The sequence below is a fragment of the Aurantiacibacter sp. KMU-128 genome (assembly GCF_056933515.1).
Genome location: NZ_JBXORT010000001.1, coordinates 2,740,906 through 2,756,599, shown reverse-complemented (window position 1 = coordinate 2,756,599; position 15,694 = coordinate 2,740,906). Strand labels below are relative to the sequence as shown.

Annotated in this window: 19 protein-coding genes; 6 read left to right on the top strand and 13 right to left on the bottom strand. The window is 64.5% G+C overall.

The window, feature by feature from the left end:
* Window positions 1-34: 34 nt before the first annotated feature.
* From rfbB to rfbA, 4 genes are read right to left on the bottom strand one after another with little or no spacing between them, the layout of a single operon-like run.
* The gene (gene rfbB, locus ACS0VV_RS13495; protein WP_483533210.1) at window positions 35-1,093 is read right to left on the bottom strand and encodes a dTDP-glucose 4,6-dehydratase; all 1,059 of its coding nucleotides are present in this window, start codon (window positions 1,091-1,093) and stop codon (window positions 35-37) included.
* A complete protein-coding gene (gene rfbD, locus ACS0VV_RS13490; protein ID WP_483533209.1) occupies window positions 1,086-1,934 on the bottom strand; it encodes a dTDP-4-dehydrorhamnose reductase in 849 nt (282 codons plus the stop codon). The genes rfbB and rfbD overlap by 8 nt, the downstream gene beginning before the upstream one ends.
* Complete coding sequence (gene rfbC / locus ACS0VV_RS13485; RefSeq protein WP_483533208.1) at window positions 1,931-2,476, bottom strand: dTDP-4-dehydrorhamnose 3,5-epimerase; 546 nt, start codon at window positions 2,474-2,476, stop codon at window positions 1,931-1,933. The genes rfbD and rfbC overlap by 4 nt, the downstream gene beginning before the upstream one ends.
* Window positions 2,477-2,478: 2 nt before the next feature.
* Window positions 2,479-3,366 (bottom strand): glucose-1-phosphate thymidylyltransferase RfbA, encoded by an 888-nt coding sequence (rfbA, locus tag ACS0VV_RS13480; protein ID WP_483533207.1) that lies wholly within the window; start codon window positions 3,364-3,366, stop codon window positions 2,479-2,481.
* Window positions 3,367-3,470: 104 nt separating this feature from the next.
* Here rfbA and ACS0VV_RS13475 point away from each other — a divergent pair, with 104 nt between their 5' ends.
* The gene (locus tag ACS0VV_RS13475) at window positions 3,471-4,631 is read left to right on the top strand and encodes a nucleotidyltransferase family protein (protein ID WP_483533206.1); all 1,161 of its coding nucleotides are present in this window, start codon (window positions 3,471-3,473) and stop codon (window positions 4,629-4,631) included.
* On the opposite strand, the gene ACS0VV_RS13470 is transcribed toward ACS0VV_RS13475, so the two are convergent.
* The 6 genes from ACS0VV_RS13470 to ACS0VV_RS13445 all read right to left on the bottom strand — a co-directional run bounded on the left by ACS0VV_RS13470 (window position 4,621) and on the right by ACS0VV_RS13445 (window position 9,657).
* Window positions 4,621-4,899: a PqqD family protein gene (locus ACS0VV_RS13470; RefSeq protein WP_483533205.1), complete on the bottom strand. Its 279-nt coding sequence runs from the start codon at window positions 4,897-4,899 to the stop codon at window positions 4,621-4,623. The two genes, ACS0VV_RS13475 and ACS0VV_RS13470, sit on opposite strands and share 11 nt — an antisense overlap.
* Before the next feature lie 9 nt (window positions 4,900-4,908).
* Complete coding sequence (locus ACS0VV_RS13465; RefSeq protein ID WP_483533204.1) at window positions 4,909-5,745, bottom strand: hypothetical protein; 837 nt, start codon at window positions 5,743-5,745, stop codon at window positions 4,909-4,911.
* A complete protein-coding gene (locus ACS0VV_RS13460) occupies window positions 5,742-6,686 on the bottom strand; it encodes a 50S ribosomal protein L11 methyltransferase (RefSeq protein WP_483533203.1) in 945 nt (314 codons plus the stop codon). Before ACS0VV_RS13460 ends, ACS0VV_RS13465 begins: the two co-directional genes overlap by 4 nt.
* A gap of 107 nt (window positions 6,687-6,793) precedes the next feature.
* Complete coding sequence (locus tag ACS0VV_RS13455) at window positions 6,794-6,925, bottom strand: lasso RiPP family leader peptide-containing protein (protein ID WP_483533202.1); 132 nt, start codon at window positions 6,923-6,925, stop codon at window positions 6,794-6,796.
* A complete protein-coding gene (locus tag ACS0VV_RS13450; RefSeq protein WP_483533201.1) occupies window positions 6,925-8,790 on the bottom strand; it encodes an asparagine synthetase B family protein in 1,866 nt (621 codons plus the stop codon). Before ACS0VV_RS13450 ends, ACS0VV_RS13455 begins: the two co-directional genes overlap by 1 nt.
* A gap of 6 nt (window positions 8,791-8,796) precedes the next feature.
* Window positions 8,797-9,657: a hypothetical protein gene (locus tag ACS0VV_RS13445; protein WP_483533200.1), complete on the bottom strand. Its 861-nt coding sequence runs from the start codon at window positions 9,655-9,657 to the stop codon at window positions 8,797-8,799.
* Between the two features lie 179 nt (window positions 9,658-9,836).
* On the opposite strand from ACS0VV_RS13445, the gene ACS0VV_RS13440 reads away from it, so the two are divergent.
* The 3 genes from ACS0VV_RS13440 to ACS0VV_RS13430 all read left to right on the top strand — a co-directional run bounded on the left by ACS0VV_RS13440 (window position 9,837) and on the right by ACS0VV_RS13430 (window position 12,157).
* Entirely contained in the window at window positions 9,837-10,127 is a 291-nt protein-coding gene (locus ACS0VV_RS13440; protein ID WP_483533199.1) for a hypothetical protein, read from the top strand.
* 93 nt (window positions 10,128-10,220) lie between these two features.
* Window positions 10,221-11,456, top strand: a complete 1,236-nt coding sequence (locus ACS0VV_RS13435; protein ID WP_483533198.1) for an O-antigen ligase family protein — start codon at window positions 10,221-10,223, stop codon at window positions 11,454-11,456.
* Window positions 11,456-12,157: a hypothetical protein gene (locus ACS0VV_RS13430; protein ID WP_483533197.1), complete on the top strand. Its 702-nt coding sequence runs from the start codon at window positions 11,456-11,458 to the stop codon at window positions 12,155-12,157. The genes ACS0VV_RS13435 and ACS0VV_RS13430 overlap by 1 nt, the downstream gene beginning before the upstream one ends.
* Here ACS0VV_RS13430 and ACS0VV_RS13425 read toward each other — a convergent pair.
* The 3 genes from ACS0VV_RS13425 to ACS0VV_RS13415 are packed head-to-tail and all read right to left on the bottom strand — an operon-like array spanning window position 12,154 to window position 14,059.
* Window positions 12,154-12,723 (bottom strand): LptA/OstA family protein, encoded by a 570-nt coding sequence (locus ACS0VV_RS13425; RefSeq protein ID WP_483533196.1) that lies wholly within the window; start codon window positions 12,721-12,723, stop codon window positions 12,154-12,156. The two genes, ACS0VV_RS13430 and ACS0VV_RS13425, sit on opposite strands and share 4 nt — an antisense overlap.
* Window positions 12,724-12,733: 10 nt before the next feature.
* Entirely contained in the window at window positions 12,734-13,405 is a 672-nt protein-coding gene (locus ACS0VV_RS13420) for an LPS export ABC transporter periplasmic protein LptC (protein WP_483533195.1), read from the bottom strand.
* Between the two features lie 36 nt (window positions 13,406-13,441).
* Entirely contained in the window at window positions 13,442-14,059 is a 618-nt protein-coding gene (locus tag ACS0VV_RS13415; RefSeq protein ID WP_483533194.1) for a ribonuclease D, read from the bottom strand.
* A gap of 80 nt (window positions 14,060-14,139) precedes the next feature.
* Between ACS0VV_RS13415 and ung the strand changes: the two genes are divergently transcribed.
* Together ung and ACS0VV_RS13405 are read left to right on the top strand one after the other, a co-directional pair.
* Window positions 14,140-14,823, top strand: coding sequence for a uracil-DNA glycosylase (ung, locus tag ACS0VV_RS13410; RefSeq protein ID WP_483533193.1), 684 nt, complete (start codon window positions 14,140-14,142; stop codon window positions 14,821-14,823).
* A gap of 266 nt (window positions 14,824-15,089) precedes the next feature.
* Complete coding sequence (locus ACS0VV_RS13405) at window positions 15,090-15,620, top strand: hypothetical protein (protein WP_483533192.1); 531 nt, start codon at window positions 15,090-15,092, stop codon at window positions 15,618-15,620.
* The last annotated feature ends 74 nt before the right edge of the window (window positions 15,621-15,694 follow it).

The following is a 15,694-nucleotide window of genomic DNA, read 5'->3' as shown; positions in this document are numbered from 1 at the left end:
TGTAATCGCGCTGCACGCCAAACTCCCCGCTGCTCTAGGCCGCCCTGACAAGTGGCCGCCACCAGTCTTCATTAGCCAGATACCAGCGCAAAGTCTGCCTCAGCGCGCTTTCGAAACTGTGGGCGGGGGCGAAACCGAGTTCGGCCGCGGCCTTGGCGGCATTGATGGCATAGCGCCGGTCGTGGCCCTTGCGGTCTTCGACGAAGCGCTTGAGCGAAGCGGTCGGCTGGCCCTTCGCGGCGGGTGCATCGGGGAAGCGGGCGGCGAGCGCTGGGTCTTCGGCAAAGGCCGCGTCAACTCCCGCGCAAATCGCGTCGACCACCGCCAGATTGGGCAATTCCGCCCCGCCCCCGATATTGTAGACCTCGCCCGGCACGCCGCGTTCGAGGCAGGCCGCCAGCGCTGCGCAATGATCGGTGACATAAAGCCAGTCGCGCACATTCATTCCGTCGCCATAGATCGGCAGCGCAAGGCCATGGAGCGCGTTGAGCACAAACAGCGGGATCAGTTTTTCGGGATATTGATACGGCCCGAAATTGTTCGAGCAATTGCTGGTCGTCACCTGCAGCCCGAAAGTGTGGTGCCACGCGCGCACCAGATGGTCGGACGCGGCCTTGCTCGCCGAATAGGGCGAATTGGGGGCGTAGGGCGTGGTCTCGGAAAAGGCGGGCGCATCAGGGCCTAGCGACCCGTAGACCTCGTCAGTGGAGATATGGTGGAAACGGTGCGGGCGGCCCGAACCTTGATCGAGCCACACCGCCTGCGCAGCTTTGAGCAGTGAGTGGGTGCCGGTGATATTGGTGGCGATGAAAGCGTCGGATGCGCTGATCGAGCGGTCGACATGGCTTTCGGCGGCGAAATGGACGAGCGTGTCGATGTCGCGCTCGCGCAAAAGGCGTTCGACCAGCGCGGTGTCGCAAATGTCGCCCACCACCAGCTCTGCCTGTTCGACCCCGGCGATGGTCGAAGCATTGCCCGCATAGGTCAGCGCGTCGAGCACGATGATCGTGTCATCGGGCTTCTCGCGCGCCCAGTAATGGACGAAATTGCCGCCGATAAACCCCGCGCCGCCGGTGACCAGCAGCTTAGCCACGATATTTCTCCGCGCGCAGCATATGCCACAGGTTCGTCCGCCAATGCGTGTGCCCGTCGCCGAGCAAGTCGCGGGTTTTCGCACAATCGAGCAGCGCAAAGGCAGGGCGCGGGGCGGGAGTGGGGTATTGGCTTGTGCTGATCGGGATGATCGGCACGCTCTTCTCGAGCAAGCCGATCGCGCGCGCTTCTTCCTGAATGGCGACGGCGAAATCGTACCAGCTGGCAGTGCCCGCGTCGCAGTGGTGGAACGTCCCGCTCGCGCCCGCGTCAACGAGCTTCCAGATCGTGTTGGCGAGGCCCATCGCCCATGTCGGCGCGCCGATCTGGTCGGCAACGACGCGCACTTCGTCCCGCTCACGCATCAGCCGCAGCATGGTGGTGACGAAATTCGCATGGCCTGCCGAATAGACCCATGATGTGCGGATGAGCAGGTCGCCCTTTCGCAAATGCGCCTCCCCCGCCGCCTTGCTGCGCCCATAGACGGAAAGCGGATTGCGCAGCGCATCGGGCGCGTAAGGCTTGGGCGATTGCCCGTCGAAGACGTAATCGGTGGAGATATGCACCAGCCTGCCCGGATGCGCAGCGATGATCGCCTCCACCGCATCGGCATTGACGGCGTGCGCGCCCGCCGCATCCTCCTCCGCCGCATCGACAGCGGTGTAGGCAGCGGCGTTGATGATGATATCGGGCGATGCCCCGGCGATGAAAGCGCGGACAGCCTCCGCGTCCGTCAGGTCGCAATCGCCGCGGTCGGCACCTTGCACCGCAACGCCCGCAGGCGCGGTTTGCAGCAGCGCGCTGCCGACCTGCCCCTTGGCGCCGAGAACCAGAACCTTCACGCGAAGGCCTCGATAGAAGCGAGCGCACGGCCCTTCCGGTCGCGTTCGGAAAGGCGCGGTTCAAACCCTTCGAGCGGCCAGTCGATGCCGATTTCGGGATCGTCCCAGGCGAGCACCTGCTCGTGCTCCGGCGCATAGGGCGCATCGCATTTGTAGAGAAAATCGGTGCCGTCGGCCAAAGTAAGAAAGCCGTGCGCAAAACCGCGCGGCACCCAGAACATCCTTTTGTTCGCGGCGGAAAGCTCCACGCCCACCCATTTGCCGAATGTCGCCGACGAACGCCGCAGATCGACCGCAACATCATACACCGCGCCACTGACAACACGCAGCAGCTTGCCCTGCGGCTGCGGGTTCTGGAAATGCAGCCCGCGCAGCACGCCCATGTCCGAACGCGAATGGTTGTCCTGCACGAAAGCGATATCGAGCCCCGCCTCGGCAAAGGCCTGCGCATTCCAGCTTTCGAGAAAGAACCCGCGATCATCGCCATGGACTTTAGGCTCGATGATCAGCGGGCCGTCGAGCGCGGTCGGGATCACCTGCATGGTCAGCGACCCTCGGCGAGCAGCGCCAGCAGATATTCGCCATAGCCCGACGAACGAAGCGGCGCGGCAATCGCTTCCAATTGCGCATCGTCGATAAAGCCTTGCCGCCACGCGATTTCTTCGGGGCAGCAGATCTTCAGCCCCTGCCGCTCCTCGGTAATCCGCACATAGCTGGCGGCATCGAGCAGCGAGGCATGGGTGCCGGTATCGAGCCACGCGAAGCCGCGCCCCATGATCTCCACTGCAAGGGCGTTGTCCGCCAGATAGGAACGGTTGAGATCGGTGATTTCCAGCTCGCCGCGCGCGCTTGGGCTTAGCGCGCGGGCCCGTTCGACCACGGTGTCGTCGTAGAAATAGAGGCCCGTCACCGCGAAGGGTGATTTCGGCGCGGCGGGCTTTTCCTCGATCGAACAGGCGCGTCCATCAGCATCGAATTCCACCACGCCATAGGCCGAAGGATTGCTCACACGATAAGCGAAAACCGTGCCGCCCGTGCCATGCGCCGAGGCCTTTTGCAGCATTCCGGCTAGCCCGTGGCCGTAGAAGATATTGTCGCCCAGAACGAGCGCGCTCGGCCCGCCCGCAACGAAATCCGCGCCGATATGGAAGGCCTGCGCCAGCCCGCCCGGCTCCGGCTGGACGGCATAGCTAAGCGCCACGCCGAAATCGGAACCATCGCCCAGCATCGCCCGGAATTGCGGCTGGTCTTCGGGCGTCGTGATGACGAGAATATCGCGGATACCCGCCAGCATCAGCGTGCTGAGCGGATAGTAGATCATCGGCTTGTCGAACACCGGCATCAGCTGCTTGGAAAGCCCGCGCGTCAGCGGATAGAGCCGCGTTCCGCTCCCGCCTGCCAGAATAATGCCCTTGCGCGCTTGGCTCGCCATGGGCGATTCCATCGCAGTGCGCGCGGGGAGGGTCAAACACTATCTCGTATCGCTGGTCGCGCGGCGTTTGACAGCGCAAGGCCGCGCGCGCAATCGGTTGGGCGATGCAGCAAAGCGCGCCCGCGACAGACGATTTTGGCGAGACCGGGTTCCGCCGTTTTCTGGCACGCGCGATGCTGGGAGAGACGGCGTGGCCGTTCGGCGCGTGGGACGCTGCGCAATGCGAGGCGGGATGGCGGTCAATCGCCTGGCACGGCTGCGCGCTGGCGATTGTCGAGGCGGGGAACAGTCTTACGGACTGGCCACAAGCCCTGAGCGCGCGGATGCGTGAAGAGGCGCGCTTGCAGGCTTTGTGGGAAGCCTCGCACAAGGCCAGCCTTGTCCGGGTGATCGATGCGCTGGCGGCGGCCGGTGTCGAGGTGTTGGTGACCAAAGGCAGCGCGCTGGCCTACAGCCTGTATCCCGATCCAGCACTCCGGCGGCGCGGGGATAGCGATCTGCTGGTGCAGCCCGGCCAGCTGGAGGCCGCGCGTGCTGTCCTTGCCAAGCTCGGACTGACGCGGGAGCAGGCGGGCGCGATGCAGGAAGTGTGGATCGATGCGACCGCGAGCGGCTTTGCGCATGAATTCGATCTGCACTGGCACAGCGCCTCCACTCCGGCAGCGGCGGCGCTGTTTGCGCCCGCAGAAGCGCTGGCCAATGCGGCGCCCCTGCCGCGCCTCGCCCCGACCGCGCGCGCGACCGATCCGCTGCGCACTTTCCTCAATGACGCGCTCAACCAGGCGCTGCATGGGCGCGCGGGCTATCTGGTCGAAGGCGAGCATAGGCGCGGTTCGTGCCGCCTCGTCTGGTCATACGGCGCGGCTTTGCAGGCACAGGCCTTTGACGAGCAGGCGTGGCGCGCATTGGCGCAGCTTGCGGTCGAGCGTGGAGCTGCGATGATTGCGCTGCGCGCGCTGGAACAGGCGCAGAGCGATTTCGACGCGCCCGTTCCCGCGCATATTCTCGCAGCGCTCAAGGCGGCGGGGACAGGAGGCACCATCGATCGGTTCGTCTTCAACGCCGATGGCTGGGAGCATTTGCGCGCCAATTGGGCGCAAGCCGATGGCTTGTCGCAGCGCATCGACCTTCTTCGCGCGGCGATCCTGCCCGGCCGCGCCTTTCTGGAGGACAAATATCCCGCTGCAACACACTGGCCGACAATCGCCTTGCGGCTGCGGCGCTTGGGCGGCGCGCTGTGGCGGCGGGTTTTGCCTAGGCGCTAAGCTCGACCAGCCCGTTGGCCTGCAAATCGGCGACCAATGCGGCGATGTCCTGCGCGATCACCGCGTCTTCCGCATCGAATTCTTCGGCGACCAGCGCGGCAAGATCGCTTTGCGTCTGCGGCGCTTCGCCCAAAGCCGCCCAAATCCTTGCGCCCACCGGATTGAGCCCGAAATAGGTGCCTGCTTCGAGATCGAGGAGCACCATTTCCCCACCGATTTCGCGGGCGATGATCGAGTCTTTGGCGGCAATGCGCTTTGTGTCGGCCATGCCCAAGCTCTACTGCATTTCAGCGTCTTCTGCCAGCCGTTCGATGACGTGGTTGAGCGCGTCGAAGCGCCTCGGATAGTCGAGCCTTATCATCGGCACCGCTTCGGCGAGCCGCGCCAGCCGGTCGAAATGCGCGGCGAGGCGCGCCTTGTCTTCAATATCGAGAATAAACGCATGACGCATCAGCTCGGCCAGAGCGGCCTGTTGGCCAAGCCGAGTGAAGGCGGGCTCGCCTACGCGATCCTCGCCCAGCAGATAGATGGCGGCAAGGCGGGCAGGCGCGCCGTGATGTGGCAGGGCAGTGCTGGCGGCGATATCGACTTTGTCGGCGCCATCGGCAAACTCTGGTAAGAGATGCGCCGCGCTGTCAGCAAAGAGCCGCAGCAGCGGCCTTGCGGGGAGCACGGAATAAGGCGCGGCGCTGCCCTCCAGACGGATCGCATCCTCGGCCAGAAACGGATGGCCTGCCAGCGCGCAAGCGGCGGCGAGCGTCGTCTTGCCCTGCCGTGATGCACCGACAAAGCCCACCGCTTTGCCTGCCATGAGACAGGCCGCACCATGCAGGCTGAGCGCGCCGCGATAATTGTCGAGCAGCGGGACAATCGCATTGTGCCACAGCGTGTCGCAATCGGATTTGCCAACGCCCGGCACCGGCTCGCATCGCACGGCGAGAGCCTTGCTCTCGATCACAAAGTCGGCATCATCGGGGAAGCGCACGCGAAAACCGGCGGGATCGCGGTGGAATTCCGCCATGGTCTCGCCGCTATCGGCAATCCAGCGGTCATAGGGCGGGACGGATAATGGCTTTTGCGCGCGGGCTGCGCCCAGCACGTATGGCGCGCTCATTTCCCCGCCTTGGGCAAATCTTCGCGCGAGAGGATTTGCGAATTCCATGTCGACATGGCCTGCTTCTCGCCGCCCGGCGGAGTCACCGTCCAGTTGATGATGCGCGGATCGTGGCGGATCGACAGGCTGACTTCGACAGCATCGCCCTTGCGCAGCGCAAAAGGCGTGCGGCAAGGCAATATCGCATTGGCGCGCCCGATCGCCTCGTCGCTGAAGGGGCTGTTGGTGATGCTGACAGTGTCTGAGAGCGCGCAAGTGAAGAAGCCGCAAACCGCGTGTATTTCCCCGTCGCGGGTCGCAATCAGCGTGTCTTTGAAAGTGAACAGGTCGGGCGCATCCTCGCGGAAATCGACCGAGGCGATGGTTGCCGCTTCGCTCAGCATCGCATCGGCATCGAGGCGCCGCGAATGCACCGTGTTCGCCTCATATTCGCCCAGCCAGCGGAATGCGGGGGGCATTGCCGCTTCGGCCCAGCGTTGCAGCTTGGCGTGAATATTCGGGCATTCGGCAAGCGCGATCTGCATATCCATCGCCTGCGGCACGATGCGTCCGCCCGGCTTCAGCATCCGCTTGCGGGCATCGGCGAGCATCGCGATGATCCCGTAATCGAAGCCGAAATAGCCGATATGGTCGCACACCAGCAGCTCGACGCGGTCGGGCAAATCGGTGTCGAAGGTCGAGCCGCGAATTGCAGTAAACCGGTCTTCAAACCCTTCGCGGCGCATGGTTTCGCGGGCGATTTCGATGGCTGCGGTCTGGTCGATGCCGGTGCAATGCTCTGCGCCTGCCTCCAATGCCAGCATCCCCAAGATGCCTATGCCGCAGCCGAGATCGGCAACCGCGTCTCCGCTTTGCACCACTTCGCCGATCGCACGCGCATAGGCGGCGTTGCGCTTGGCCAGCGACAGGTAGCGGTGATGTTCGTTGAGCACCGAAGGCATGGGGCGCAAGTCTTCGCACAATGCGCGGCCAACCGATAGTCTTTACCAACAAAAAGAGCGCCCGCAGGCGCTCCTTGCAATATCGTTCCGGCTTCCGGTGGATCGTCTCAGAGCATATCCATGGTGAAGCCGTCGCCATTCATCATGCCGCCGCTGCCGCCGGTAAGGTTGCGCACGCTGCCGAAAACGGTGAGCACGGGGCGTTCGTACCGGGCCTTTTTCGTCTTGGGCTGGTTCATCACAGAAAATCCTGCTCGGGCGCCGCAAAATCGCGGCAAAACGCTACGCTAGCGAAAGCTCCCCATAGCTCCCAAATGGCCCCCTCGTCAATTTCTGCGCCGTAAAATTGTCCGAACAGCGCATCCAGACCATCGGCACGGACAAGTCCGGCAAATGGCTGAGTCGACCGGTGTTCCAAGCAGAAATCGCGCGTTTCGCTCTGCAGGCACTGGAATGTGCCATCGAAAAAGGCCTTGTCGCTACGCAACCGCACGCTTTCGGGAAGAATCCCGCGCATCGCCTCGCGGTGCAGCCATTTTCGCGTCTTTCCGCGCCGCTTGAGATGTTCGGGCATAGCCGCGCAGAACGTGACAAAGCGCCGCGCTTGCATCGGGCTGCGATATTCGAAGCCGTGTTTCGCGGCCATGAGATTGGTGATTTCGTTGACGAGCACGGTGAAGGGCTCCTTCAGCCGCGCCAGCTTGTGCTGTTCGTGATCGGGAGCTGTCTCGATCTCGGCGTCAAAACGGGCGCGCCGATCCGCTAACTCCTGCTTGGCTTCTTCGCTTAGCCAGAACAGCGTTTCGAGTGCGTGCGGCGCGGGCGCTGCGATACGCCGGAGCGCGCGCTTGGCTGCTGCCGGAGCGACCAGACCGAGCCCCTGCCGGATACCCTTGCGCAGCGCATAGGCCGCGCCGAAGTCGCGTTGGTCAGCGGACAGACTACGCGCAGCACCGCTCCAGTCGCGCAAGCGCAGCGCCTGGTTGAACTGCGCATTGCTGCCGTTGAGCCACACATCGCCGCCATGCCCGTTCAGGCACACGCGCACACCAGCCTCGGCCATTGCCGCGTGCAGGCCCGCCATCATCGCGGCATTGGGCGCAAAGGCGAGCGTTGCATCGGCGCGAGATTGCGCGCTGAACCAGTCAAGCTCCGGTTCGAACAGCGGCACTTCGGTCAAAGACCGGCCCGAATGCGCCGCCACCGCGCGCGCGTGGGCGATTTCGTCCGAATAGTCGCCTGCATGGCCGCGCAGGGTAAAGCCGACGAGGCCGGGCGCCTGCAGCGCGCCATCGCCTTGCGCCCGTGCTGCCAATGCGAAAATGGCCGAGGAATCGAGACCGCCGCTCATTTCGGCGGCGACTGGCGCGTCGCTGGCGGCGGCGGCCAGCACTAGCTCATAGAGCAATTCGAGGTAATGTTCGGCATAGTCCCCATCGCTGCGATAGCGGAGCGACGCCTCTACCGGCAGCGACCAGTACTCGCGCATCGTCGGGGCGCTGTCACCCTGCGCAATCGTAAGTGTATGCGCTGGGCGCAGCTTGTGGACGCCTTGCCACACGGTTTCATCCTGCGTGTACCAGCAATTGGCCAGATGTTCTGCCATATAGCCGGTATTGATCGGCGGGCGTTCGGGCAGGGCAGCGATGATCGCGGCAATGTCCGAGGCGATGAGAAGCTGCTTGCCATCCCAGTGCCAGGTAAGCGGGCGCAGGCCGAGATGGTCGCGCGCGCAGGTGAGGCGGTGTTCCTGCGCATCCCAAATCACGAGTGCGAATTCGCCTTCGAGCCGAGCCAGTGCTGCCACGCCCCAAAGCGCGAAAGCGCGCAAAACCGTTGGCGCATCGCTGCTGCCCGGCAGGTGCACACCGCGCTCCGCCAGTTCGCGGCGCAGCTCCGCGCCGTTGAGCAAATATCCGTCGAAGGCGAGGTGAAAGCGCGAGTGCGGGCAAATGACTGCTCCACCGGAATGGGCTAAGCGCGCTGCGCCGCCTCCGCTCCTGCCAGTCAATGCGCGATAGGGCATGGCCGCCGCCATCGCGTCCAGCACGGCGGTATCCACCGGCCCGCCATCGGCGCGGAACACCGCCGCAATCCCGCTCATCGGCTGCTATCCGCCATAGACCTGCGGATCGTCCAGCAGATCAAGCAGCGCCTGCAATTGTGGCAGGCCGAAATGCGCTGGCCATTGCGCGGGGTTGACCAGCGCCTCGCAACCCGCCGGATAATAATGGAAGAACAGCAAATGGCTGTACCCGCCTTCGGGCATCGCCTCGCGGTAATGCCATTGCGAGCTGCCGCAAAACAGCAGCGCGTCATTCTCGCCTATTTCGTAAGGGGTGAAGTCCAGCGTGGGATCGGCTGGCAGGTCCCGCGGCGCGACGGGGCGCACGCCACCGCTCCGCCAATCGACCAACCCGCTAAAGTGGATCGGCCAGCGCACATTCTGCGCGATACAATAATCGAGCGTATACATCGAAAGCGGCTGGTCCATATGCGGATCGCAGCGCCCCGTCGGACCGTACAGGCTGAGGAAATTGTAGCCCAAGGCAAGCTCGCAGCCGACCAGCGCGCTTACCCGGGGCAAGAGCGCGCGCTGGAGATCAAGGAAGGGCGGGTGATCATGCACCACCTGTCGCCCGAAGCTTTCCACCTCGTGCGTCTCAAGGCTCTCCGGCCGCAGTGCCGCGACTTCCTCGCGAATGGCGCGATGGCTGGCCGCGTCGAGCAGTGCCGGCAGCGTGACCGGTTCGAAGTTCGGCGGCGGCTCGAGCGGCGCGAAGCCTGCGACAAAGCGCGCGACCTCGCCGGGCGAATGCACTTCAAGAAAGCGCCGTGCCAGTGCAAAACGGCGCAGGAAAAAGCTGTCATACCATGCCAGCCGCGCCTCCTGCCGCAGCACCAGCGCGGCGCAGAGATGCGCATCGCGATAGGCGGGATCTTGCAGACGTTGGCTCAGCAGCTGCGACATGGCAGCGTTGCTATAACACGCCGTTACAGCAAAAGCGCCAGTGTGATCTGCATTGGCTCGGACACAGAATTTTACCACGTGGTTGGCGATATTTTAGCCTATTGCCGCTAACGCTGTGCTGCATTGCGGGAACCCGTCTTTTGCGGTAATTTGGCTCGGAGAGCGCAAGGAGGCAGGATATGATCAGGAACGGGCTTGCCGGAATGGCTGCGATCAGCCTTGTTGTGTCTCCCATTTCCGCAGCCGCGCAGGAGAATACGCGCGCGGTCGATGCCGCGATCTCGCTGGGCGCAACCGGCTGGTCTCCCCTGATCCCCGACGAAGAGGATTTCCTCCTCCCCGGTCGCTTGCCGTGGGAAGCGTTCCTGATTGGCTTGGGCATTCTCGGCGGCACGCTGTTCGCGCTGGGCGGCGATGTCGAGGAGGATGACGGCCCCGGCGATAACGCCTCGCCCGGCACGGGTGGCTGAGCGCCACCGCGCGTGACCTGACCCTTGGTGCGCTCGGCCGGGTTCCATCTCCAGCTTTTGCTAATCACGGCTCTGCTGCTTGGCGGCGGTGGTGTGGCCTATGGGCTGCGCAATCTGGCGATCCAGCTTCTGGCGCTCGCCGTGTTGGCCGCGCATCCGCAGCGTGTGGCGGGCTTCGTCCGCGGCGCGCCGATCGGGTTGCGCTTGCTGGTGCTCGCGAGTGTGGCGCTGCCTTTGCTGCAACTGGTTCCTTTGCCAACGGCGCTCTGGCAGGCGCTCCCCGGACGCGGCGCGGTGGCGGAGAGTTTCGCGCTGGCCGAACTTGGCGCACGCTGGTTTCCGCTCAGCCTCGATCCGATGCGTACGCTGGTGGCCTTTTGCGGGACGCTGGCTCCGGCGGCGATCATCATTGTTGGCAGCGGCCTTTCGCGCGAAGATAAGCTCGCGCTGGCGCATACGCTGCTCTGGGCCTGCGTGGCGGCTTTCGCTCTGGGCGTGGTACAGCTTCTTTCGGGCAATGCCATCGGCCTGGTGTATCTTGAGCGTCCGCGCGCCGATGTGTTCTACGCCACATTCGCCAACCGCAATTCGACCGCGCTGCTGTTCGTGACCGCGCTCGCGCTGCTTGCCGCGCTGCCTTGGCCGCGCGAAGTGCTGTGGCGCTGGGCATGGGGCGGCGCGGCGGTGCTGTTCGCGCTCGCCACCATCCTCACCCAATCGCGTTCGGGCATGGTGCTGCTTGGCGTGCCTGCGTCGGTGCTGGTGCTGCGGGTGCTCTTTGCCAAGCGGCGGACGCAGAAGCAGCTCGCGCCGGTGATCGCCGCGTTGCTGGGGATCGCCGCCATCGGTACAGGCGCGCTAATGCTGGTGGGCGGCGGAGAGAACCGCGCTGCCGCCGCGATTGAACGCTTCGCTGGGGGCGCGTCCGACCGGCCCGAAATGTGGGAAGACGGCGCCTATGCCGCCCGCCTCTATTCACCGGTCGGTAGCGGGATGGGCACGTTTGACGAGGTCTTCCAGCTGCACGAATCGCTCGAACACGTCTCGCCGCGCAAGGCCGGGAGGGCGCATAGCGATTGGCTGGAGATCGCTATCGAGGGCGGTGCTCCGGCGCTGCTGATTGCGCTTGGCTGGCTGCTCTGGATTGCGCGGGCAAGCATGCGCGGCGGTTCGGCGGAAGGCGTGTGGCTGCGGCTGGGCGCGGGGGCGGGGCTGGCCGCCATCGCGCTGCAATCGCCGCTCGATTACCCGCTACGCAACCAGAGCCTGCTCTGCGTGGCGGCGCTGCTCGTGGTGCTCTTGGTGCGGCAGCGGGAGGCGGAAGGGTGATGGGACGTATTCTCTTCTGGCTCGCTCTTGCAGTGACGGCACTGGTCGCGAGCTTCGCGCAGCTTGACCGCACCGCGCGTTTCGCGCCCGAACTGGCAGGCGCAGTGCCGCCCGCCTTCTCCGGCTTCGCGGCAGAGCAGCGCACGCGGCAGGCCATCGCCGCACAAGACAGCGGCCTGGCGCTGGCCGAGGCGCAGGCGCTGATCGCGCGCCGCCCGCTTCCGGCCGAGCATCTCAGCCTGTTCGCGGTTGCCTCAGCGATGGCGGGCGAGGAGGCGCGCTCGCTCGCCGCGCTCGAACTGGCGATGCAGCGCGGCTGGCGCGATCCGCTGGCGCAACAGGCGGGTGCCTCCGCCGCAATTGCGCAGGACGAGCACGATATCGCCGCCATGCGCATCGCCGCGCTGTACGCGATTGGCGAGGGCGAGGCGGCGAGCCTTTATGCGGCGCAGCTTGTCTCCACCGCAGAGGGCCGCGCTGCCTTTGTCGCGCGATTTGCCAAGGCAGGGCATTGGCAGAGGCAGGTTCCGGATGCCTTGTCCAATGCTGCCGACCCCAATGACTTCGCCGCCACCATGGTGCTGGCGAGCGAGGCGGGTTCTACAATCGACTGTGCCCGGCTGGAGCGGATCGCCTCCCGCTATCAGCGCGAAGGGCACGCAGACGCCGCGCAAGCCTTGCGCGAAACCTGCGCCAATTAGTCCTGCTCCGGCACCTCGAACACGCCCGACACGCGGCCGGCATTCTGGCCGTTGGCGGGGCGCGAGCCTGCGCCGTCGACGCTGGACACGCCGCTATCGAGGTCGATGGTCAAACGCCCGCCGTCGAGCCGGTCAGCCCCGCGATTGATCGCCACACCGCCCGACAGGATGATCACCCGCCGGTTGAAATCATACACCGCCGCATCGCCGCGCGCGCGCTCGGCACCGCGGGTGACGACCACGCCGCCGCTCGCATCAATACGCTGGATACGCAGCGCGCCATTGTCGGAATATGCAATGGTGGTGCGCTCCGCAGTCAGCCGCAGATCGCCTTGCGTAATGACAACATCGCCTTGCAGTACGACACGGTTCTGCCGGTCCTGCAATTGCCCGAAATCGGCGGCCCAGCTCACGGGTTCATTGCTCGCCAGGCCAGAGATTTCCTGCGCCCCCGCCAGCGAGCCAAAGCCCGCCGAGACGATTGCGCCCGCCAGCAAACCGCCGGCCAATCCGCGCAAGGCGAGTGCGCGAAGCGAAGGGCGTGTCTCAACCGATTGTGCTGTCATCACCATCACCTTACTCGAAATCGTACATATCCATACCGCGCGGCAGGCGCAGCTGCCCCGGCACCATCCGCCCGCGCACATTGCCGCGCAACGTGATCTCGCGGCTCGCCAGATCGGCTGTCATCGAATCCGCGCTGAAAGTGCCTGCGGGGATCACGCCGCTGATCCGGCCCGTGCCCACCAGCAGCTGGTTGGCGAGATCAATCGTCACATTGCTGGCCGACATATCATAGCCGTCCGACGCGGTGAATTGCACGATGCCGGGGACGCTCACCCGCTCATCGTCAATCGCATAGGTGCCCGCTGCGGCGGTGAGCATGGCGGGGCCTTCGGGCAGCACGATGCGCGCGGTCAGGTCTTCCAGCTCGACCAGCGGCACACTGTTGCTGCGCTGCACCGCGACACCGGCACCAAGCGAATAGGGCCGCCCGCTATCATCCTGCCCGCGATAAAGCGCGCTATCCACCCGCATCCGGTCATCCGCCACGGCGACCTTGTTGCGATCGAGCAGGAAGCTGACTTCGCCGCGCGGGGAAAGCGGGGAGATCACCATCATCGCCGCGATCACCCCCACCAACGCAGGCAGGCCCAGCGCCAGCACGCGGACGATGATATCGAGCACGCTGCCGGGAGCCGCAAAGGCCTGACGCTTGGAGCGCATTCTGTCGGCAGCTGCTGTCATCACTCAATCCCAAGTGCCCGTGTGGCGAATCCCGCCTTACGCGTGGCTGAAGATATCCTCTTCGGCCCAACCGGCAATATCCAGCCGCGCGCGGGTGGGGAGGAAGTCGAAACAGGCCTGCGCCATTTCCATCCGCCCTTCGCGTTCGAGCCGTTCGATAAACACCTCGCGCAAACGGTGGAGATAGCGCACATCGGACGCGGCATATTCGCGCTGCGCATCGGACAGCGTGGCCGCGCCCCAATCGCTCGACTGCTGCTGCTTGGAAATGCTTTCGCCCAGCAGTTCCTCGACGATGGATTTGAGTCCGTGATAGCCGGTGTAAGTGCGCGTCATTTTGCTGGCGATCTTGGTGCAGAAGACAGGCCCTGCCTCGACGCCGAGATAATGTTCAATCGCCGCCAGATCGAAGCGCGCGAAGTGGTAGATTTTCACCCGCGCCGGATCGGCCAACACGGCTTTCAAATTGGGGCAATCATAGGCGCTGCCATTGGCAAAGCGCACCAGATGTTCATCGCCCTTGCCATCGCTGATCTGGACAACGCACAGCCGGTCGCGCGCGGTGACGAGACCCATGGTTTCGGTATCGACGGCCACGGGGCCATCGGCGAGCACGCCTGCGGGCAGGTCTTCTTCGTGATAATGAACAGTCATCGCATCGCGCCTTAGTCGCATTGGGGATGGAGGGGAAGGGTGGCTTTGCCTCGCTGCTGGCCAAGCGTAAACAACAGAGCATGAGCGAAGCGATCCCCGATAGCTGGAAGCCCGTCCTCGAACCCGCGCTCGCCACTCCGGAGGCACGGCAACTCGCCGGCTGGCTGCGCGCCGAGGAGGCGGCGGGGAAGGTGATCTACCCGCCGAGGGGATGCCGGTTGCGCGCGCTCGAACTCACGCCTTTGGACAGCGTGAAGGTCGTGATTCTGGGGCAAGACCCGTATCACGGGCCGGGGCAGGCGCACGGGCTGAGCTTCTCGGTGCCCGAGGGCGTCCGGCAGCCGCCCTCGCTGGTGAATATTGGCAAGGAGCTGGAAAGCGATCTGGGCATCCTGCGCCCCCGCCACGGCAATCTCGAAAGCTGGGCGCGGCAGGGCGTGCTGCTGCTCAACAACACGCTCACGGTGGAAGCGGCGCAGGCGGGCAGCCATGCGGGGCGCGGGTGGGACGCGATTACCGATGCGATTGCAGCGGCGGTGGCAGAGCGCGCGGAGCCGGGCGTCTTCATCCTCTGGGGCAGCCACGCGCAGGGCAAGGCGAAACGCATCCCCGCGCTCGGCCCCGGCACGCGCCACTGCATCATCGCCAGCCCGCATCCCAGCCCGCTCTCCGCCCATCGCGGCTTCTTCGGCAGCAAGCCCTTCAGCCGCGCGAATGCCTTTCTGGAAGCGCACGGGCGCGGCGCGGTCGACTGGTCGCTGTAGCGGCGCAGGGTTACAAAGGTTACACCCTGTCACTTTCGTATCCTTGCTTCAAAGCATTGATTTGGAGAGACAATTGCGCTTCTCTTCGGGGCGGACGGACAGGGTTGTGGCGGGGAAGAAGGGGGCGGAGTGCTCATATCTTCCGAATTGACAAGTCCCCCGGCTGTAGGAAAGCTGTTCCGGTGACTGAGGCTCAACCCTGCACGGCGTTTACAGCGCGGCTATGCTCTGATCCGGGGCATGGCAAAATGCGCGGGGTGTGAGAGGTGAGCGCGGAGTATCGGCAGAAGCTGCGACACTGGTTTCTCAGCATCGCTGCTTTGTTCGGGTTGATTGTCGGTTCGGCGGGAATCGTCTGGTATGAAGTGACTTTGCGATTGGCGAACAACTATTCGTCTCAAGAGTCCGCTCTTTTTTCAGGCCTCGCTGTCGGCGCGGGATACTACATATTTATTCTTCCTGTCTTGTTGCTGTGGCACTTTGCAAACTTCGCGACGCGTGGCACCGTTGCGGTGCGTTGGCTCAGCGTTCTAACCGACTTCCGCTTCCTCTTCCGCACCTTCTGCTTCTTCGGGATCGCCGTGCTGCTGAGCCATTCGTCACTGCTTTACGATCTCTTTTGTCCGCCGCAGGATCTGTCTTCCGGTTTTGCCACGCTCGATGGTTGCGGACTTGAAATGCCGCTTTGGAAGAGCGTGCTGGTCTATGTGCCTTTCTGCACAATCCTTCTTGTCACAGTGCTGAAGGTCATCCTTGCGGTGGCGCAAATCTACACCCGTGCCGCAGGTCGCGCCTGACGCACTTGTGTGTGCAGTTTAATCACTGGTTCTCCATCATAAAGAGGCGCATATACCTCTTATGACCAGCGCCC